We start from the raw sequence: 17,755 nt of genomic DNA, 5'->3' as shown, positions 1-17,755 counted from the left end.
GCGTGGGATGCGATTCTTACCCTGCCGCTCTGACGCGGCCCTGACAGCACCTCGGGGGTCAGCCACTGTGAACGGGATAGTCGGTGTATCCGGGGTAGTCGGTGTATCCCCGCTCACCGCCCACGTACATGAGGCCGTGGTCCCGCACCGGGTTGACGGGCGCGCCGGTGCGCAGCCGGGCGACGAGGTCGGGGTTGGCCAGGAAGGGGCGGCCGAGGGAGATCAGGTCGGCGCCCGCGGTGAGGAGACGCTCGGCCGCCTGACGGCCGCCGTCGGCGGGGATCTGGTCGCGCGGCAGGATCGGGTTGGCGATGAGCGTGCCCGTCCAGCGCTTGCGGATGTCCTGGAAGACGGGGTTGTCCGGGTCGGCGTAGACGACGTGCAGGTAGGCGAGCGGGAGGTCCGCGAGGGCGTCGAGCAAGGCCGGGTAGAGCTGCTCGGTGTCGCCCTCGTCCATGCCGTTGACCCTCAGTCCGGGTGAGACGCGCAGGCCCACGCGGTCCGGGCCGATCTCGGCGGCGACGGCGCGGACCACCTCGACGGCGAACCGGATGCGGCCCGCCACGGAACCGCCGTAGCCGTCGGTGCGGTGGTTGGTGCCCTGCCCCAGGAACTGGTGCAGCAGATAGCCGTTGGCGCCGTGCACCTCCACCCCGGCGAAGCCCGCGTCGACGGCCCGGCGGGCCGCTGCGGCGAAGTCGGCGACGGTGGCGCCGATCTCGTCGGCGGTCATCTCGCGCGGGGTGACGGCCGGTTGGTGCCCGGTGGGCGTGAAGATGGTGTCGGGCAGCGGTACCGGCGACGGCGCGACAGGGGTCAGGCCGCCGCTGTTGTCGGGGTGTCCGATCCGGCCGCCGTGCTGCACCTGGAGGAACATCCGTCCGCCGGCCGCGCGCACCGCGTCGGTGACGCGCCGCCAGCCGTCGACGTGGGCGTCGGTGTGGATGGCCGTGATGTTGGGGTAGGTCTGGCCGACGGCGTTGGGGGTCGCGGCCTCGGCGATGATCAGGCCCGCGGTGGCGCGCTGCGCGTAGTACGTCGCCATGAGGGGGGTCGGGGTGCCGTCGGCGTCGGCGCGGTTGCGTGTCATGGGGGCCATGACGAGGCGGTTGGGAAGGTCGAGGCCCGCGAGGTGGGCGGGGTCGAAGAGGCTGCGGGGCTCGAAGGGGCCGTGCGGTTCGGTGAGGTTGTGCGGTGCGAGGGGGCGGGTGTTCGCTGCTGTGTTCGTCATGCCGGTACCGTAGAACTTGACATCAATGTCAGATTCAAGCCCGGAAGGCCCGGTGGGACAGCACATGCGGATCGGCGAACTGGCCCGGCGCACCGGCGTGAGCGAACGCTCCCTGCGCTACTACGAGAAGCAGGGCCTTGTGACCGCCGAGCGTACGCCGGGCGGCCACCGTGACTACCCCGAGGCCGCGGTCGACCGGGTCATCCGCATCCAGGAGCTGTTCGCGGCGGGCCTGTGCAGCTCGAAGATCGCCCAACTCCTGCCGTGCATGCGGGACACGGACGGCCGTCCTTCCACGATCGCGACGCCGCAACTCGTCGCCGACCTCGGCGTGGAGCGGGAGCGCATCGACCGCATGATCGGCGACCTGATGCGCTCGCGCGAGGTCCTCGACGAGGTCATCGACGCGGCGTCCGCACCGGCCTGAGCGTTCACGCCCTGGGTCAGCGCCTGCTCGCGGCCACCGCGACGATGCCGCCCAGGGCGGCGAGTGCCACGCACAGCGGCGAGTACAGGACCGTGTTCAACTGCTGGAATTCAGCGGCCATTCCGGCGTTCATGAAGTACCCGCCGAGGCCTCGGGCGAGCAGCACCGCCGTCAGGACGTACATGCCCACCAGCAGCAGCCAGTCCGGGCCGAGCGCCGGGATGGACTCGTTCACCATGAGCGTGAGCACGGCGCCACCGATCAGCGCCAGGCCCACGGCGACGGTGCTGAACGCCGACGGCATCACGCCGTCGTCGCTGCCACCGATCGCCTTGGTGAACGTCACCGCGTCCTTCAACGGCCAGGGGGAGAACGCCCAGACGAAGTGCAGCACGCCGATTGCCGCGAGGACGATCGTCAACACCATGGGGACCACCGTGTGGACCATGCGCCTGTGCCTCCAACTCGAAGTGGGCCTCAACGGTCTTCAGCTTTCAGCGGTCTCGGCTTCGGCCGCACCGGGACCCCGCGCGGCCAGCACGAGCAGCACCCCGACCGCCAACAGGGCCCACGCAGGCGAGGTGGGAAGCAAAGCAGCAAGCACCGCGCCCCACGCGGTCATGGTCCAGCCGAACGCGGCGGGCACCCGCGCACCCTGCTTCGCCGTCCACAGCACGAAGGCGCCGAACAGCAGCACCGGCACGCCGCAGCTGGCCGGCCCGACCCAGAAGGCCTCGGAGTAGGCCAGGTTCTCGGGCGTGACGTCCAGGGAGATGGTCTGCCACGGCCCCTGCTCGAAGATGTCCGACCAGACGTCCCGCTTGTCCAGCGGCGCCACGACGATGTGAATCGCGCCGAAGGCCACGGCGATCCAGCCGGCCGTCCGCGTGAGCTTCGGCCTGGTCAGATTGTTCGGATTGCTCGGACGTGCTGTGCGCGTGGTGCGTGGAAGTGCCATGACTGCCCCCATCCACCTCATCTATACGAGGTCGTATAGATGAGACCTTAGCACCCATCTATACGATGTCGTATAGATGGGTGACCGAAGGAACGGAGCAGATCATGGCGGTGGCTCGCACCCCGCGGCACAAGTGGATCGACGAAGGGCTGCGCGCCCTCGCGACCGGCGGCCCGGACGCCGTCCAGATCGAGTCGCTGGCGAAGGCCCTCGGCGTGTCCAAGGGCGGCTTCTACGGGTACTTCGCCGACCGGCGCACCCTGCTCGACGAGATGCTCGAGCGCTGGGAACGCGAGGTCACCGTCGACGTGGAGGCACACGTCGACAAGGAGGGAGGCGACGCCAAGGCCCGGCTGCGCCGCCTGTTCGCCATCGTCGACACCGGCGACGGGTTCGACGCGGACATCACGACCGACCTGGCGGTCCGCGACTGGGCCCGACGCGATCCGGCGGTAGCCGAACGCGTCCGCCGCGTCGACAACAGCCACATGGACTACCTGCGTTCGCTGTTCCGCGCCTTCTGCCCCGACGAGGACGAGGTGGAGACCCGCTGCGTGATCACCTTCTCGCTGTACATCGCCGACCAGTTCATGTTCGCCGACCACAACGGTCGCAGCCGCGCCGAGGTCAACGAACTGACGACCAGGTGGCTGCTCGACTCACCGCGCTGAGCGGTCCGGCGAGTCAATTCTTCGAAGGATCACGGGTGTTGGGCGGAACGCCCCGCCTGCCCAACAAGCAGGTGAATTCCCGTACAACCCTTCCGTCCCTGTCGTGGTCGAACTGGCAACCGGATGAGGAACGGGCCCTTTCCGGTCTCACCCCCGCGTCGCCCGGCCACTTTCCCGCACAGGAGTCGCTCGTGCGCAAGAACCGTTCGGCCGCCATCGCCGCGGCCTCATTCCTTCTGCTGTCGGGTGCGGCCATCGCCACCGCCCCCGCCGCGGTCGCCGGCACCCCCGGCGGTACGCACGCCAACGACCGCAACAGCGACTTCAACGGCGACGGTCACGAGGACGTCCTGGTCGGCGCGCCCGGCGCGACGGTCAGCGGCAAGAAGGGCGCCGGCCTCGTCACCGTGCAGTACGGCTCCAGCAGAGGCATCGGCACCAACGACGTGGCGCGGTTCAGCCAGTCCACGGCCGGAATCGTCGGCGTCGCGGAGACCGGCGACGGCTTCGGTACGGCCGTCGCCAGCGGTGACCTGGACTCCGACGGCTTCGACGACGCGATCGTCGGCATCCCCGGCGAGGACATCGGCGACCAGGCGGACGCGGGCGGCGTCGCGATCCTGTGGGGTTCCAAGCAGGGCCTGAAGGGTGCCGCGAGCGACTGGCTGCAGACCCAGGAACCCGCTGCCGACGAGAAGTTCGGGTCCGGCGTCACGGCCGCGCGCTTCTCCGGCGACACCCCGGGCGACATGCTCGCCGTGCTCGACCGCGACGACCTCGAACTGTTCCTGTACGACGCCGCACCCCAAGTCGCCCGCGACGCCGCGCCGTTCAAGCGGCAGGCCACCGAGCGCCTGGCAGCGGCGGCCCCCGACCGCAACATCCAGCCGAAGTCGCTCACCACCGGCGACTACGACGACAACGGCTTCGCCGACCTCGTCGTCTCCGGCGTGAGCGTCGGCGAGGAGGAGGCGGGCCACGGCTGGTCCGCGTACTTCTCGGGCCACGCGCAGGGCCTCACCCCCGAGCGCGCCCTGCGCGGCGGTCCGGCCTCCGCCTCCGGCGACATCAACGGCGACGGCTTCGACGACCTGGTGACCGGCGAGCCCCACTCCCCCGACGACGGCGGCGAGACGCTCACCGGCGGCCTGGTCGGCGTGCGCTACGGCTCCGCCGATGGCATCTCGGACGACGTGAAGTGGTGGACCCAGGACTCCGCGGGCGTACCCGGCACCGCCGAGCGCGGCGACGGCTGGGGCGCCGACCTGTCCGTGGACGACACCAACAAGGACGGCTACGCGGACGTGGCGATCGGCGCGCCCGGCGAGGACATCGGCACGGTCGCGGACGCGGGCGCCGTGTGGGTGCTGCGCGGCGCGGCCGCAGGCCTGACCGCCACCGGCGCCAAGTCCTGGGACCAGAACTCCGCCGACATCCCCGGAGCCGCGGAGAAGGGCGACAAATGGGGCGCCCAGGTGCGCCTGACCGACCCCAACAGCGACGGCCGCTTCGGGCTGCTCGCCTCGGCACCCGGCGAGAACACCGACGACGGTGTGGTGTGGGTGCTTTCGGCGGGCGCGGGCGGGGTCACGGCCGCGGGGTCGTGGACGTACGGAGCGGGGTCGCTGGGCGTGCCCGCGGCGGACGCGGCGTTCGGCGCGGCGATCGACGAGTGAACCGGCCGCGGGCCTCGGGCGACAGCTCAAGGCCCGCGCCGGGCACTGTGTTCCGCACCCCGTCCGGCAGTTGGTCCGCACCAATGCCTTGACGCCCCCAGCGCACCTGCCTTAAATCAAGCAGTGAAGAAACCGTCGCGGAGGATCGCGTACCGCGTTCAACCTCCGACGCGACGTTTGTCATGCGCACGCCCCCACCGTCAGCACCGCGTGCGCCCTCCCCCCACTGAAGCGATGTGATGACCGTGCCCCTCTCCCGGCGCCGCCGCACGGCGCTGTTCGCGCTCTCCCTGGTCTGCTGTGCCACCGCCGCGGTCGCGGCGCCCGGCGCGGCGGCCACGCCCGAGCCCGCGCCCGCCCGCAGCAAGGCCCTCGCGTTCTCCGACGACTTCAACGGGCCCGCCGGGTCCGCGGTCGACGGCGGCAAGTGGCAGATCGAGACCGGCGACAACGTCAACAACCACGAGCGGCAGTTCTACACCTCGGGCAACAAGAACGCGGCGCTCGACGGCCAGGGCAACCTGGTCATCACCGCCCGCAAGGAGAACCCGAGCAACTACCAGTGCTGGTACGGCCGTTGTGAGTACACCTCGGCCCGCCTGAACACCGCCGGCAAGTTCACGACGACGTACGGCCGCGTCGAGGCGCGCCTGAAGGTGCCGCGCGGCCAGGGCATGTGGCCCGCGTTCTGGATGCTCGGCAACGACATCGGGCAGGTCGGCTGGCCCAACAGCGGTGAGATCGACGTGATGGAGAACGTCGGCAAGGAGCCGAACACCGTGCACGGCACGCTGCACGGTCCGGGCTACTCCGGCTCGGGCGGCATCGGCGCCGCGTACTCGCTGCCCGGCGGCGAGGCCTTCGCGGACAAGTTCCACACGTTCGCCGTGGACTGGTCGCCGAACAAGGTGACCTGGTCGGTCGACGGGCAGGTCTACCAGACCCGCACCCCGGCCGACCTCGGCGGCAAGCAGTGGGCGTTCAACAAGCCGTTCTTCCTCATCCTGAACCTGGCGGTCGGCGGCTACTGGCCCGGCGACCCGGACGGCAGCACGACGTTCCCGCAGACGCTGACCGTCGACTACGTCCGCGTCACCACCTGACACCCCGACCCGCCGGACACGCCTCGGCCCTTGGTCGAGGCCTCCGGGCCGAAGGTCGCGGTCCCGCCCGCGCGGACCGCGACCTCGGTCCGGCGGGCATGCGACCGCCGACTCGCGCGATGTACCCCGCCGATGACTTGGCGTGGCACACCGGCGCGGGGCACGATGCCCAGATGCGAAGCGACCTCTTCTCCAAGGATCACGTGGCGCAGCCCGCGACGGCGCCCGGTATGAGCCTGCACAACTCCAAGTCGATCCGGTACGCCGTGAACGGCGAGATGATGGCGCGGCAGGGCGCGATGGTCGCCTACCGCGGGAACCTGCAGTTCGAGCGCAAGGGCCAGGGCGTCGGCGGGCTGCTCAAGCGCGCGGTCACCGGTGAGGGGCTGCCGCTGATGGCCGTGAAGGGGCAGGGCGAGGCCTGGTTCGCGCACGAGGCGCAGAGCTGCTTCGTCGTCGACATCGAGCCGGGCGACTCGCTCACCGTCAACGGCCGCAACATCCTGTGCTTCGACGCGTCGCTCGCGTACGAGATCAAGACCGTGAAGGGCTCCGGGATCTCCGGCGGCGGGCTCTTCAACAGCGTCTTCACCGGGCACGGCCAGCTCGGCCTCATGTGTGAGGGCGAGCCGCTGGTGATCCCCGTGTCCCCGCAGTCGCCGGTGTTCGTGGACACCGACGCCATCGTCGGCTGGACCACCAGCCTGCAGACCTCGCTGCACCGCTCGCAGTCGATCGGCTCGATGATCCGCGGCGGCTCCGGCGAGGCGGTGCAGCTCAAGCTGGAGGGCGACGGCATGGTCGTCGTCCGGCCGAGCGAGGCCACGCCGCACAAGCCGCAGTAGTCCCGCTTCCTCCGTACGCCCGTCGGCCGTTCAGCGGCAGCCGACGGGCGTCGCCGTCTCGGCGGGCGGACCGGGCACCGCCGCCGTCCCGTCCGCCCGCGCAAGCCGCGTACGCAGCATCGGCAGCGCGCACAGCACGAGTAGCAGGGCACCGGCTCCGGCGACGAGGGCGACCGAGATCCCGGCGGTAGTGCCGAAGCGGTCGTAGACGACGCCGCTGACGGCCGCGCCGATCGCGACGCCGCTCTGCAGGCCCGCGATCATCCACGTCATCGCCTCGGTGAGCTGGTGCTCCGGCGTCACGCGCTCCACGATGCCCATGATCACCACCATGGTGGGGGCGAAGAAGACTCCGGCGAGGAACACCACCGCGGCCATCCCGGCGACCGAGTCGACAAACAGGAACGGCAGCGTGGTCAGGGCGGTTCCGGCGACCCCGACGAGCAGCAGCCGCGGCAGCGGGACGTTCGGCGTGCGGGCCCCGAAGAGCAGCCCTGACAGGCCGGAGCCGAGCGCGTACACGGCGAAGATCAGACCCGCGAGCGACTTGTTGCCCTGCTCCTCGGCGAACGCGAGGCCCATCGTGTCGACCATGCCGGGGATCGCGCCGCCGCAGAGCAGCACGAGCGCGAGCAGCAGCACCGGCGCCGAACGGACCGCGGACGCATCGCCGGCGCCGTCGGCACGGGCCTTGACCGGCGGCTCGGTGGCCTTCTGCGGTACGAAGAGGGCGACCCCCACGAGCAGCAGGAGTCCCGCGAACAGCGGTGCGGCCTGCGGGAACAGCGCGGTCGACAGGACCACGGCGAGCGCCGGGCTGATCACGTACGTCAGCTCGTCGACCACGGACTCCATGGAGTACGCGGTGGTGAGCTGCGGCGTGCCCCGGTAGATCTCCGTCCAGCGGGCGCGGACCATCGCGCTCATGCTCGGCATCAGGCCGGAAAGCAGCGCGAACAGGAACAGGGTCCAGCGCGGCGCGTCGGCGGTGGCGCACAGCAGCAGGGCGGCGAGGCCGATGACGCTGACGCCGGTGGCGAGCGGCAGCACGCGGCTCTGGCCGCGGCGGTCCACGGCCTTGGACACCTGCGGGCCGAGGAAGGCCATGGAGAAGGTGAAGGTGCCCGCGACCAGGCCGGCCAGCGCGTATTCACCGGTCGTCTCGGACAGCATCGTCAGGATGCCCATGTGCGTCAGGGGCAGCGGAAGGCGGGCTATGAGCCCGGCGGAGCTGAACGCCTTCGCGCCGGGGGCGGAGAAGATCTCGCGGTATGCGTTTGGCATTGCCTGTCCTGTGAGTGGAATCGGCCCTGGGCTCATGCGGGCACGCGCGATCGACCGGTGCGCGTGCCGCACGGGCAACTACTGGGACTATCGTTCCATTTTCTATCACGCCCCGCCACGACACACACGGGTTCCTTGGTCACCATCCGGTGCCTCTCTCACGGAAAAGTGCCTTCTTCCAGCTCAGGGCACGCTCACCTACGGTGAGTAAGTAACCGAATGTGCCCGCACGCGCAGGGGTCGGCGCTGCGCGAGCGCACTGGAAGAGTGGGTGGAGCAATGATTTCCGACCATCGTGGTGAACCCGTCCGTACGGGCCGGGCCGCCGTCAACGAGACGAAGCTGCACTACCGAACCGCCGGGTCCGGTCCGGCGGTGGTACTGCTGCACGGCGTACCCAAGACCGGCTACCACTGGCGCCACCTCGTCCCGAGGCTCACACCGCGGCACACCGTCGTCGTACCCGACCTTCGCGGCCTCGGCGATTCCGACCATCCCGCGGGAGGATTCGACTCCGCGACGATGAGCGACGACATCGCCGCGCTGATGGCCCACCTCGGGCACGATTCCTACAGCGTGATGGGCGAGGACTGGGGAGCGGCGATCGGCTACCAGCTCGCCGCCCGGCACCGTGATCGCGTCAACGCCCTCGTGTTCGTGGAGGCGTTGCTGCCCGGGTTCGGTTTCGAGGACCACACCGCGCTCACCCATGAGAACGTCTCGGGTGGAATGCACCTGTGGCATCTGGGCTTCTATTTCCAGCCGGACGTCCCCGAGATGCTGATCGCCGGGCACGAACGTGAGCTGCTCACTTACATGCTGAAGTACGAGCGCAGCCACCCCGACACCGCCACCGCGGACGCGGTCGACGAATATGTGCGCTGCTACTCCCTGCCGGGTGGCATCCGCTCGATGCTGTCGATCTACCGCGCGATGCTCGTCGACGCCGAACAGAACCGGCAGGCAGCGCGGAAGAGGCTGGACATCCCGGTGCTTGCGCTCGGCGGCTCGGCGTTCATCGGCGACCGGAACGAGGCCCAGATGCGCCTCCTCGCCCATGACGTCACCGGTCACGTCTTCGACGCCGGCCACGACCTCGCGGAAGAAGTACCGGACGAGGTCGCCGACGTGGTGCTCCCCTTCCTGGCCGACCGGGGCCGACCGGTCGGCCCCGGTGGTACGGCTTCTTAGTGGCGCCGGTCCCGGGTCGGCGCGGTGCCGTGTGGCGCACCCCGCTTCACAGAGTCGGCCTCTCCCGGTCCCAGGGCGCGGCCGACTCCAGCTGTGCGGCGAGGGCCAGCAGCATGCCCTCGCTGCCGAGCGGACCGCCGAACTGCACGCCCAGGGGGAGGCCTTGGGGGGTGCGGTACAGCGGGACCGACATGGCGGGGCGGCCGGTGATGTTGGCGAGCTGGGTGAAGGGGTTGGGGGCGAGGTTCTGGACCACGGCCTGCCGCCACAGCTTGGTGCGGCTGAGCCTGCCCGCCACGCCGGCCTTCAGCAGCGCCTTGCCGATCTGCCGGGTCGGCCAGGGCGTGTCGAGCTCGCCGATCTTCACCGGCGGCCGGGCGAGCGTCGGCGTGAGCAGCACGTCGTACGTCTCGTGGAACGCGGTCAGTTGTCGGGCGTACGTGTTCCAGCGCGCGTGCCGGACGGTGTGCTCGACCGCGCCGAGCGCGCGGCCCGCGGCGGCGAGGAGGCGGGTGTCGAGCTCGAACTGCGCGTCGTCCGCGCCGGTCTTGTGCTTCAGCTCCGCGAGGGTCGCGGCGTTCTCGGCGGCGTACATGGCCATGAAGTCGTCGGCCACGCGCAGGCCGTCGATGACGGGTTCGGCCTCCTCCACCTCGTGGCCCAGGCCGACGAGGAGCTTCACGGCCGTGTCGACGGCCTCGACCGCCTCGCGGGACACCGGGGTGCCGAGGGGCGAGCGGGTGCTGACGCCGACGCGCAGCTTCGAAGGGGTGCGGCGGGCGAGTTCGGCGTACGGCTCGTCGGGGCGCGCCACGAGGAAAGGGCCGCCGGGGTCGGGGCGGGCGGTGAGGACGTCGAGGAGGGCCGCGCTGTCGCGCACCGTGCGCGAGACGACGCCGTCGCTCGCCGCGCCCGCGAGGAGTTCGCCGTACGCGGGGCCCGCGGGCACCAGGCCCCGGCCCGGCTTGAGGCCGAAGAGCCCGCAGCAGGCGGCGGGTATGCGGATCGAGCCGCCGCCGTCGTTGGCGCCCGCGGCCGGGACGATGCCCGCGGCGACGGCGGCCGCGGAGCCGCCCGACGAACCGCCCGGAGTGTGGCCGAGGTTCCACGGGTTGCGGGTCACGCCGCCGGCCTCGGGCTCGGTGATGCTCTTGATGCCGAACTCGGGCGTGTTCGTCTGCCCGAAGATGACGAGCCCGGCGTCCAGCCACCGCTTCACGGGCTCGCTGTGACGCGTCGCGACGAGCCCTTGGGCGGCCCGGGAGCCGCGTCCCGTCGGGCGGCCCGCGTAGTCCTGCATCAAGTCCTTGATCAGGAACGGCACTCCGGCGAAGGGCCCGGAGAGCGAGCCCGCCGCGCGCTCGCGGGCCACGACCGGCATCGGCCGCACGATCGCGTTGATCTTCCCGTTCACCGCCTCGGCGCGCGCGAGGGCCGCGTCGAGGAGTTCGGCCGGTGATACGTCACCCCGCACCACCAACTCGGCGAGCCCGACCGCGTCGTACGTCCCGTAGTCCCGGTAATCCACCGCGCACCCCTACTGACTTGGCGTCAAGAATGCACCGGAGCGTAGATCGTCGGCGCCACGAGCGGCAACGGGGCCGAACCGGCCCTGTGGTGTGCGGGTCGGCTCGCCGGGGGCCTCGCTGCCCCTATCGGCTCGGGGCGCTCCGGCTCGGGGCGGGCCGGGACACGGGAACGACGTTGCCCGCGGCGTTGCAGCGGACGGTCCAGGGGGTCCCGTAGCCCTCCTCGTAGACATGTACGTCCACGTCGGGGGGTTGTTTGCCGTCGGGCACGCGGGCGTTGGCGGCGGTGCAGATGATCTGGCTGAGTCCGAGGCCGCCGCCACCGGTCATCCGCGCCACGGGCACCGGAAGGCGCAGGTCCACGGCGCCGTCGGCGGCCTCGGCGAGCAGGCGGCCGTGGATCGGGGGCACCTCGGTGATCAGGCCGCGGGCGCGTTCGGCGGCGTCGGGGCCCTTGAGGAGCAGGTCGAGTGCCTGTTGCGGGGTGGCGGGGGTGTCGACCTCGCGGGTGACGGCCTGGATGCCGTTCGGGCTGACGAAGTAGAGCTGGGCGTATTGGCTCGTGGATCCCGGTTCACGGAGGCCGGACGCCGGGGCGCCGGCCCGGACGGGGCCGGTGGAGCCGATGCCGCAGCCTGCCGCCAGCAGTCCCAACACCGCTGCCAGACAGGCGAGTTGGCGCCTCATGACTGGTCCTCCTGCCGGAACGTGCGCGGGACGGTGAGGGTGAACACCGCGCCGCCGCCAGGGAGGTTGGCGGCGACGAGGGTACCGTGGTGCAGCCGTACGTTCTCCCTCGCGATGGCGAGTCCGAGGCCGCTGCCCTCGGAGCGGACGCGCGCGGCGTCGGCCTTGTAGAAGCGGTCGAAGACGTGCGGCAGGACGTCGTCGGGGATGCCGGGGCCGTTGTCGGCGACGTCGATGACCAGGGCTTCGCTTGTGACGGTCGCCCGGACCGTGACGGGAGCGGCGCCGTGGCGCAGCGCGTTGCCGATCAGGTTGGCGAGGACGACGTCGATGCGGCGCGCGTCGACCCGGATGCGCGGATCGCCCTCGGGAAGCTCGGTGACCACCTCGTCGGGCTCGCGCCAGCCGCGCAGGTGGAGGGTCTTCTGTACGACGGTGCGCAGGCTCATGTCGTCCAGGTGCAGCACCGCCGCGCCCGCGTCGAAGCGGGAGATCTCCATCAGGTCCTCGACCATGCCGGTCAGCTTGCGGGTCTCGTCGCTGATGAGGAGGACCGCGTCGGCGGTGTCCGGGGGCAGCGTGCCGGAGCGGGCGTCCTCGTCGAGGGCGTCGGTGACGGCGGCCATCGCGGCGAGCGGGGTCCGCAGCTCGTGCGAGACGTCGGCGGCGAACCGGCGGGCGTTGGCCTCCATGCGCCGCAGCTCGGCGTCGTCCCGCTCCAGCGCGGCCGCCATGGTGTTGAACGTGCCGGTCAGCGCGGCGAGTTCGTCCTTGCCTACGACGTCCAGGCGGGTGTCCCGGGCGCCCGAGGTGATCTTCTCGGCGGCGGTACGCAGCTGTCGTACGGGACGCAGGACGCGGCGGGCGGCGAACAGGGCGGGGACGACGGCGAGGGCGAGTGCCGGGACGGCGCCGGCCCAGGCGGCGGTGATCAGGGCGGAGATGTCGGCGCGTTCGCCGTCCAGGGACAGGACGGCGTAGGCGACGAGGCCCGACGGCTTCTCCGGTTCTTTGCCGATGCCTCCCTTGCCCCTGTTTCCCTTGCCTTCGCCTACCTTGCCTGCGTCTCCCTTGCCCGTGTCTCGCGTGCTCCCGTCGCCGTAGCCGACCGGCATGCCGATCAGCAGGCGGGGTCCGTCGGCGTGCTCCACGCGTTCGTAGAAGGTGGCGTCACCGCTCTTTGTCGCGTCGCGCAGGGCGCCGCTGACGTCGGCCGCGGTGCCGATGAGCGGTCCGCCGTCGCGGGAGACGGCCGTGTGCCAGCCGCGCGAGCCCGAGGCGCGGTCCAGTTGGCGCGCGAAGGTGCGCAGGTCCGTGTCGGTGGGATCGGCCGGCAGGTTGGGGGCGAGCGAGTCGACCTGGAGGCGCAGATCGTGGACGGCGCTGTTCTGGGTACGGTCCAGGATCGCGTCGCGGGCCTGCCGGAAGGTGAGCGCGGCGGTGATCAGCGCGCTGAAGGCGGCGACGAGGACGAAGGCGACGACCAGGCGCGGGCGCAGTCCACGGGGCGTACGTAGGCCACCGGGCGAGCGCGGTCCACGGCGCGGGGCGAGCCTCATGCGGGCAGCGGGCCGAAGCGGTAGCCGAAGCCGCGCACCGTCTGGACGTACACCGGGCTGCGCGGGTCCTCCTCGACCTTGGCGCGCAGCCGCATCACGCAGGCGTCGACGAGGCGGGCGTCCCCGTAGTAGCTGTGTTCCCAGATGTCCTCAAGGAGTTGCTGGCGGCTGAAAGTCCGCTCCGGGGCGGCGCTGAGGAAGAGCAGCAGCTTCAACTCGGAGGGGGCGAGCGGGAGTTCATGACCGTGCTTGCGGACGATGAGCGCGTCGCGGTCGATTTCGAGGTCGCCCGCCCGGGTCGGCCCGGCGCCCGTGGCGGTGTCGGCCTGGGCGGGGGCGACGCGGCGCAGCACCGCGCGGATCCGGGCGTCGATGACGGCGGCGCCCGCGGGTTTGACGACGTAGTCGTCGGCGCCCGCCTCCAGGCCGACCACGACGTCGATGTCGTCGCCGCGCGCGGACAGGATCACGATGGGTACCTGACTGGTCTCGCGGATGCGTTGGCATACGTCCAGGCCGCTCATGCCGGGGAGCATCAGATCGAGGAGCACGAGGTCGGGCTTGAAGGCGGCCAGGGCGTCGAGGCCGTCCTCGCCGGTGCCGACGGCCTCGGTCTCGTGCCCGTTGCGGGACAGGCCGAGGACGACACCGCGGCGTACGGCCGGATCGTCCTCGATCAGCAGGACACGGGTCATGTACGGGTCCTTCCACGGGGTGCGCGTTTTGCGGCGTTACGTGAGCTATTGGGTGGTGGGGTGGATCGCCCACTGTACGGGTGGGGGCGTGGGGGTCACCTCAACTGATCGACGTCGACCGTGCCCACCCCCGTCACCGGCTCGGGCACCGCCACCCACAGCACGGCTCCCGCCAGGGCCACCGCGCCCACCACGATCGGCCCGCGCCCGCCACGCGCCCACCCCGCCCGGAACCGCACGGGATCCTCGACGCACCGCGTCGTCACCGCGGCGGCCGCCAGTGAGACCCCGATCGCGACGGCCGTCCCGCCCCAGTCCCCCAGCGCCGTGAGCCGCGGCAACAGCAGCAGGTACACCGGCCAGTGCCACAGATACAGGCTGTACGACAGCCTGCCCAGGCCACGCGGCAGGCGGCTGCCCGCGATCCGTGCCGCCCGGGTGCCGGGCACCTGGGCCATCAGGACGATCAGCACGGCCGCGGTCAGGGAGTGCAGGAAGAGCCCGCCCTGGAAGAGCAGGGGCGCCTTCTCGCCCTCGGTCACCGCCCACGCCACCGCGAGGCCGCACGCCAGGGCCAGGCACACCGGGTCGGCTACGCGGGGCGGCACCCGGCGTACGAGGTTCCGTACCGGCGCGGTCGCCACGAGCGCCCCGAGCAGCAGGGCGGCGGCACGCGTGTCGGTGCCCTCGTAGGCGCGGGTGGTGTCCACCGCGGCGCCGAGCGAGACGGTCAGGGCGAGGGAGACCAGGGCGCCCGCCCCGGCGAGCGCGGCCACGATCCGCTCGCCGCACCGCGCCCGAGCGGCCACCGCCACCACCAGCGGCCAGGCCAGATAGAACTGCCACTCCACCCCGATGCTCCACAGGTGCGCGAAGACACGGGTGTCGGAGGCGTTCCAGTAGCCGATCTGCTCGGTGATGTAATGCCAGTTGACCGCTTGGGCGCCGACCCAGGGCATGTCGTCGAGCGCGAAGCGGAGTTGCTCCGGGCTGCCCCACGCCCACGTGGCCGGGACGGTCACGACCACCACGCAGAGGAGAGCGGGCAGCAGGCGGCGGGCACGGCGACCCCAGAACGCGGCCAGGTCGATCCGGCCGCGCGCCCGGCGCTTCGCGCCACGCGCCTTCGCCTTCGCCTTCGGTTTCGCCTTCGCCTCGCCGAGCAGCAGCCCGGTGATCAGGAACCCGGAGAGCACGAAGAACAGGTCGACGCCGAGGAATCCGCCGCGCAGGTGCCCGGCGTGGAAGAGCAGCACGGCCCCGACGGCGAAACCGCGGAGCCCGTCGAGGGCGGTGATGTGCGAACGGCCCGCGGCGCTTCCGTCACGCGGCACAGCGGAGCTTGCCGTAGCGCTCGTCGCCGGTCCAGGACTTCTGCGCCCAGGAGTCCACCGGCGCCGGCGTGAAGCTCTGCTGCTTGCCGAGCTCCCCGCTGAACCACTTGGCGAAGGCGGCCGCCCCCTGCTGGCAGTTGTGGATCCCGTCCGGGGCGCGCAGCGCCTGCTTCGCCGTGGCGTCCGTGCCCCACACCTTCGAGGCGTCGAGGAACGTCGCCGCGCCGCCGCTCTTCCCGGCGACCTCCGCGGCCACCTTGGGCGCGGTACGCATCTGCGCCTCGTGCTGCTTGTAGAACCCGTCGATCTTGATGGGCGGGGACGGTACGAACACGACGTCGGCCCCGGCGTCCTTGGCCGTGTCGACGACCTTCTCGTAGGCGGCGCGCTGCTGGTCCCGGCTTCCCCAGTCGTACGTCGTGATCTGGTACGCGACCACGGTGGGCCGGAACGACTCGATGTCCTTGGCGAGGCGCTTCCACGAGTCGCCGGAGATCATCTGCGTGATCTTCTCGCCACTGTCGACGACCGTGCCGCCGCCGTCCGAAGAGGAGTCCTTGAACTCCACACCACTGGCCTTCAGGGCCGCGCCCAGGGCGGGGGCCTCGGCGCCCGCGATGGAATCGCCCAGCCAGAGCACCTTCGTACCGGTGCTGGGCGTCTTGCTCGCCGTCTTGCTCTTCCCTTCGTCCCTGGCGCCGGAGCCGTTGTCGCCGCATGCGACCAAGGTGAGGCCGAGGGCGGCGACCGCGGCGACCGCGCCCAGGGCGTGGCGGGCCGGGCGGCGAGGAGAACGGGAACGGGACTTGCGCTTGCTGTTCATGCGCCCAGCACAACAGTCCCCGGGCGCCCGACCGGCCGCCGTCATCGTTTGCTCATACTCCGGGCAAGAAGCGCTCATGAAGCCCGACGCCGCACGAGCTGAGCGAGTTCAGCCGAAAGCGGACTCGGACTCGAATTCAGGCCCGGACCAGGTCTCCCGACGCAGGAGTTCCAGCAGAGCCGTCTCCGCCGGGCCCGGGCTCTGCCGGAGTACGGCGATGACGGGCTGGGTCACGGCCGGGGACACCGGGCGCGCGAGGTGCTCCTGGCCCTGGGGCACCGCGGAGGACGGAACGAGCGTGGCCCCGAGGCCGAGGGCGGCCCAGCGCACGGCCGTCGCCGTCTGGGACACGCGGGCGACGGTGGTCGGGGGCAGTTCGTTGTCCCGCAGCACGCTCAGGAGCACGCCGTCGAGCGCGCTGTCGCGGTCGAACCGCACCCACGCCTCCCGCTCCAGTTCGCGCAACTCGACCCGGTCCGCGGCGAGCAGCCGGTGCCCGGCGGCAAGGACCACGGCGAACGCCTCGTCGCCGAGGTGGTGCGCGTTGGCGGGGCTGCGCTCGCACGCCGCCATCAGGGCGAGGTCGAGCACGCCCCGACGGCACAGCCGCTCCAGCTCGGCGGAGCTCGGCTCCTCGAAGACGGTGACCTCAAGGCGCGGGAAGCGGCGACGCAGCGCGCCAAGGGCTCCCGGAAGCTGCCGCGTACCGAAGCCCATCTGCACCGCGACCACCAACTCGCCCACCAGATCGTCGGACCCGGCCCGCGCCGTCGCCGTCGCCCGCCGTGCCGCCCGCACCGCGACCTCCGCCTCCCGCAGGAACGCGCGGCCGACCGCGGTGGGCACAAGGCCGGTCGGCGTACGGTCGAACAGCTGCACGCCGAGGTCCCGTTCCAGGCCTCGGATCTGCTGGGACACCGACGGCTGAGCGACGTGCAGCAGCTCGGCCGCCGCGGTCACCGAGCCCTCCTCGGCGACGGCCAGGGCGTACTCGTACTGACGAAGGCTCATCGGCTAGCCCTTCAAGTCCGGCTTCAGGTCCGGCTTCGAATCCGGCTTCCAGTCCTGGACGAGGAGCCCGAGCAGCACCTCGTCCAGGAACTCTCCCAGAACCCAGGCCGAGGAGCGCAGCACGCCCTCGCGGACGAAGCCGTTGCGTTCGGCGGAGCGCAGCATGGCGGCGTTGTCCGAGAGCGTCTCGATCTGCAGGCGCTGCATGCCGCGTACGACGAAGCCGTAGTGGCAGAGGACCGCGACCACATCGGTGCCGTAGCCCTTGCCGCGGGCGGACGGCAGCAGGCCGAGGCCGATGTGGGCGGACCGGTTGTGGTTGTCGATGCTCCACAGCGTCGCGGTGCCGACGAGCGCGCCGCCGTCCAGCTCCACCACGGAGAACGGGACGTGGCTCTGCTCCTTGTCGTCCACCGCGAGCCGCGAGTCCTCCTGGCCGGGTGTGATCGGACGCCACGGACGGCCGTCGGCCCGCGAGCCGTTCACCACGTCGTCGTAGAGCTCGGTCCGCAGGACCGGGATGTCGTCCATGTGCCGGGCCCTGAGCCCGACCTTGCCTCCCCTTAGCATGCAAGGTTCCTATCCGACCTGGCTGACCTGCGCAAACCAATATGCGGACGGCCGTCTCAGGCGGTGCGGCAGGGGCGGCAGGGGTGGCCTGGACACCGGTCGGCAGAGTCTGCCCGGCGACCGGGTAACGTCGGCGCGAACGGTTCATGAGCGGCAGCATG

Annotated in this window: 18 protein-coding genes; 6 read left to right on the top strand and 12 right to left on the bottom strand. The window is 71.6% G+C overall.

What is annotated here, in order from left to right; all coding sequences use genetic code 11:
* Positions 1–58 precede the first annotated feature (58 nt).
* Complete coding sequence (locus IEY91_RS09860) at positions 59–1,231, bottom strand: oxidoreductase (RefSeq protein ID WP_189173661.1); 1,173 nt, start codon at positions 1,229–1,231, stop codon at positions 59–61.
* Positions 1,232–1,295: 64 nt separating this feature from the next.
* On the opposite strand from IEY91_RS09860, the gene IEY91_RS09855 reads away from it, so the two are divergent.
* Positions 1,296–1,658 carry a MerR family transcriptional regulator gene (locus IEY91_RS09855; protein WP_189173866.1) on the top strand — a complete coding sequence of 121 codons (363 nt, stop codon included), beginning with the start codon at positions 1,296–1,298 and terminating at the stop codon, positions 1,656–1,658.
* A gap of 16 nt (positions 1,659–1,674) precedes the next feature.
* On the opposite strand, the gene IEY91_RS09850 is transcribed toward IEY91_RS09855, so the two are convergent.
* Together IEY91_RS09850 and IEY91_RS09845 are read right to left on the bottom strand one after the other, a co-directional pair.
* A complete protein-coding gene (locus IEY91_RS09850; RefSeq protein ID WP_229696834.1) occupies positions 1,675–2,085 on the bottom strand; it encodes a DUF3995 domain-containing protein in 411 nt (136 codons plus the stop codon).
* Positions 2,086–2,145: 60 nt separating this feature from the next.
* On the bottom strand, positions 2,146–2,616 hold the full coding sequence (locus IEY91_RS09845) for a DUF6463 family protein (protein WP_189173659.1): 471 nt from the start codon (positions 2,614–2,616) through the stop codon (positions 2,146–2,148).
* Positions 2,617–2,720: 104 nt separating this feature from the next.
* Here IEY91_RS09845 and IEY91_RS09840 point away from each other — a divergent pair, with 104 nt between their 5' ends.
* The 4 genes from IEY91_RS09840 to IEY91_RS09825 all read left to right on the top strand — a co-directional run bounded on the left by IEY91_RS09840 (position 2,721) and on the right by IEY91_RS09825 (position 6,911).
* Positions 2,721–3,287, top strand: coding sequence for a TetR/AcrR family transcriptional regulator (locus IEY91_RS09840; protein WP_189173865.1), 567 nt, complete (start codon positions 2,721–2,723; stop codon positions 3,285–3,287).
* A gap of 191 nt (positions 3,288–3,478) precedes the next feature.
* Positions 3,479–4,963: an FG-GAP repeat protein gene (locus tag IEY91_RS09835; protein ID WP_189173658.1), complete on the top strand. Its 1,485-nt coding sequence runs from the start codon at positions 3,479–3,481 to the stop codon at positions 4,961–4,963.
* 239 nt (positions 4,964–5,202) lie between these two features.
* Positions 5,203–6,066 carry a glycoside hydrolase family 16 protein gene (locus IEY91_RS09830; protein WP_189173657.1) on the top strand — a complete coding sequence of 288 codons (864 nt, stop codon included), beginning with the start codon at positions 5,203–5,205 and terminating at the stop codon, positions 6,064–6,066.
* Between the two features lie 173 nt (positions 6,067–6,239).
* Positions 6,240–6,911, top strand: a complete 672-nt coding sequence (locus IEY91_RS09825) for an AIM24 family protein (protein ID WP_189173656.1) — start codon at positions 6,240–6,242, stop codon at positions 6,909–6,911.
* Between the two features lie 30 nt (positions 6,912–6,941).
* Here IEY91_RS09825 and IEY91_RS09820 read toward each other — a convergent pair whose 3' ends face one another.
* A complete protein-coding gene (locus tag IEY91_RS09820) occupies positions 6,942–8,195 on the bottom strand; it encodes an MFS transporter (protein ID WP_164326804.1) in 1,254 nt (417 codons plus the stop codon).
* Positions 8,196–8,474: 279 nt separating this feature from the next.
* On the opposite strand from IEY91_RS09820, the gene IEY91_RS09815 reads away from it, so the two are divergent.
* The gene (locus tag IEY91_RS09815) at positions 8,475–9,386 is read left to right on the top strand and encodes an alpha/beta fold hydrolase (RefSeq protein WP_189173655.1); all 912 of its coding nucleotides are present in this window, start codon (positions 8,475–8,477) and stop codon (positions 9,384–9,386) included.
* 46 nt (positions 9,387–9,432) lie between these two features.
* On the opposite strand, the gene IEY91_RS09810 is transcribed toward IEY91_RS09815, so the two are convergent.
* The 8 genes from IEY91_RS09810 to IEY91_RS09775 all read right to left on the bottom strand — a co-directional run bounded on the left by IEY91_RS09810 (position 9,433) and on the right by IEY91_RS09775 (position 17,594).
* Positions 9,433–10,914: an amidase gene (locus IEY91_RS09810; RefSeq protein WP_189173654.1), complete on the bottom strand. Its 1,482-nt coding sequence runs from the start codon at positions 10,912–10,914 to the stop codon at positions 9,433–9,435.
* A 124-nt stretch (positions 10,915–11,038) separates the two neighbouring features.
* Positions 11,039–11,602 (bottom strand): GerMN domain-containing protein, encoded by a 564-nt coding sequence (locus tag IEY91_RS09805; protein WP_189173653.1) that lies wholly within the window; start codon positions 11,600–11,602, stop codon positions 11,039–11,041.
* Positions 11,599–13,161: a sensor histidine kinase gene (locus IEY91_RS09800; protein ID WP_189173652.1), complete on the bottom strand. Its 1,563-nt coding sequence runs from the start codon at positions 13,159–13,161 to the stop codon at positions 11,599–11,601. Before IEY91_RS09800 ends, IEY91_RS09805 begins: the two co-directional genes overlap by 4 nt.
* Positions 13,158–13,856, bottom strand: a complete 699-nt coding sequence (locus IEY91_RS09795; protein ID WP_189173651.1) for a response regulator transcription factor — start codon at positions 13,854–13,856, stop codon at positions 13,158–13,160. Before IEY91_RS09795 ends, IEY91_RS09800 begins: the two co-directional genes overlap by 4 nt.
* 95 nt (positions 13,857–13,951) lie before the next feature.
* Positions 13,952–15,190, bottom strand: coding sequence for an acyltransferase family protein (locus tag IEY91_RS09790; RefSeq protein ID WP_229696833.1), 1,239 nt, complete (start codon positions 15,188–15,190; stop codon positions 13,952–13,954).
* Positions 15,180–16,013: an SGNH/GDSL hydrolase family protein gene (locus tag IEY91_RS09785; protein WP_189173650.1), complete on the bottom strand. Its 834-nt coding sequence runs from the start codon at positions 16,011–16,013 to the stop codon at positions 15,180–15,182. The genes IEY91_RS09790 and IEY91_RS09785 overlap by 11 nt, the downstream gene beginning before the upstream one ends.
* A gap of 108 nt (positions 16,014–16,121) precedes the next feature.
* Complete coding sequence (locus tag IEY91_RS09780; protein WP_189173649.1) at positions 16,122–17,024, bottom strand: LysR family transcriptional regulator; 903 nt, start codon at positions 17,022–17,024, stop codon at positions 16,122–16,124.
* Between the two features lie 3 nt (positions 17,025–17,027).
* Positions 17,028–17,594, bottom strand: coding sequence for a GNAT family N-acetyltransferase (locus tag IEY91_RS09775; RefSeq protein ID WP_189173648.1), 567 nt, complete (start codon positions 17,592–17,594; stop codon positions 17,028–17,030).
* Between the last annotated feature and the right edge of the window lie 161 nt (positions 17,595–17,755).

Origin of the sequence: Streptomyces lasiicapitis (assembly GCF_014646335.1) — a bacterium.
Classification (GTDB): domain Bacteria; phylum Actinomycetota; class Actinomycetes; order Streptomycetales; family Streptomycetaceae; genus Streptomyces; species Streptomyces lasiicapitis.
The sequence above is the reverse complement of the archived record's forward strand: the minus strand, read 5'-3'. Positions and strand labels throughout refer to the sequence as shown.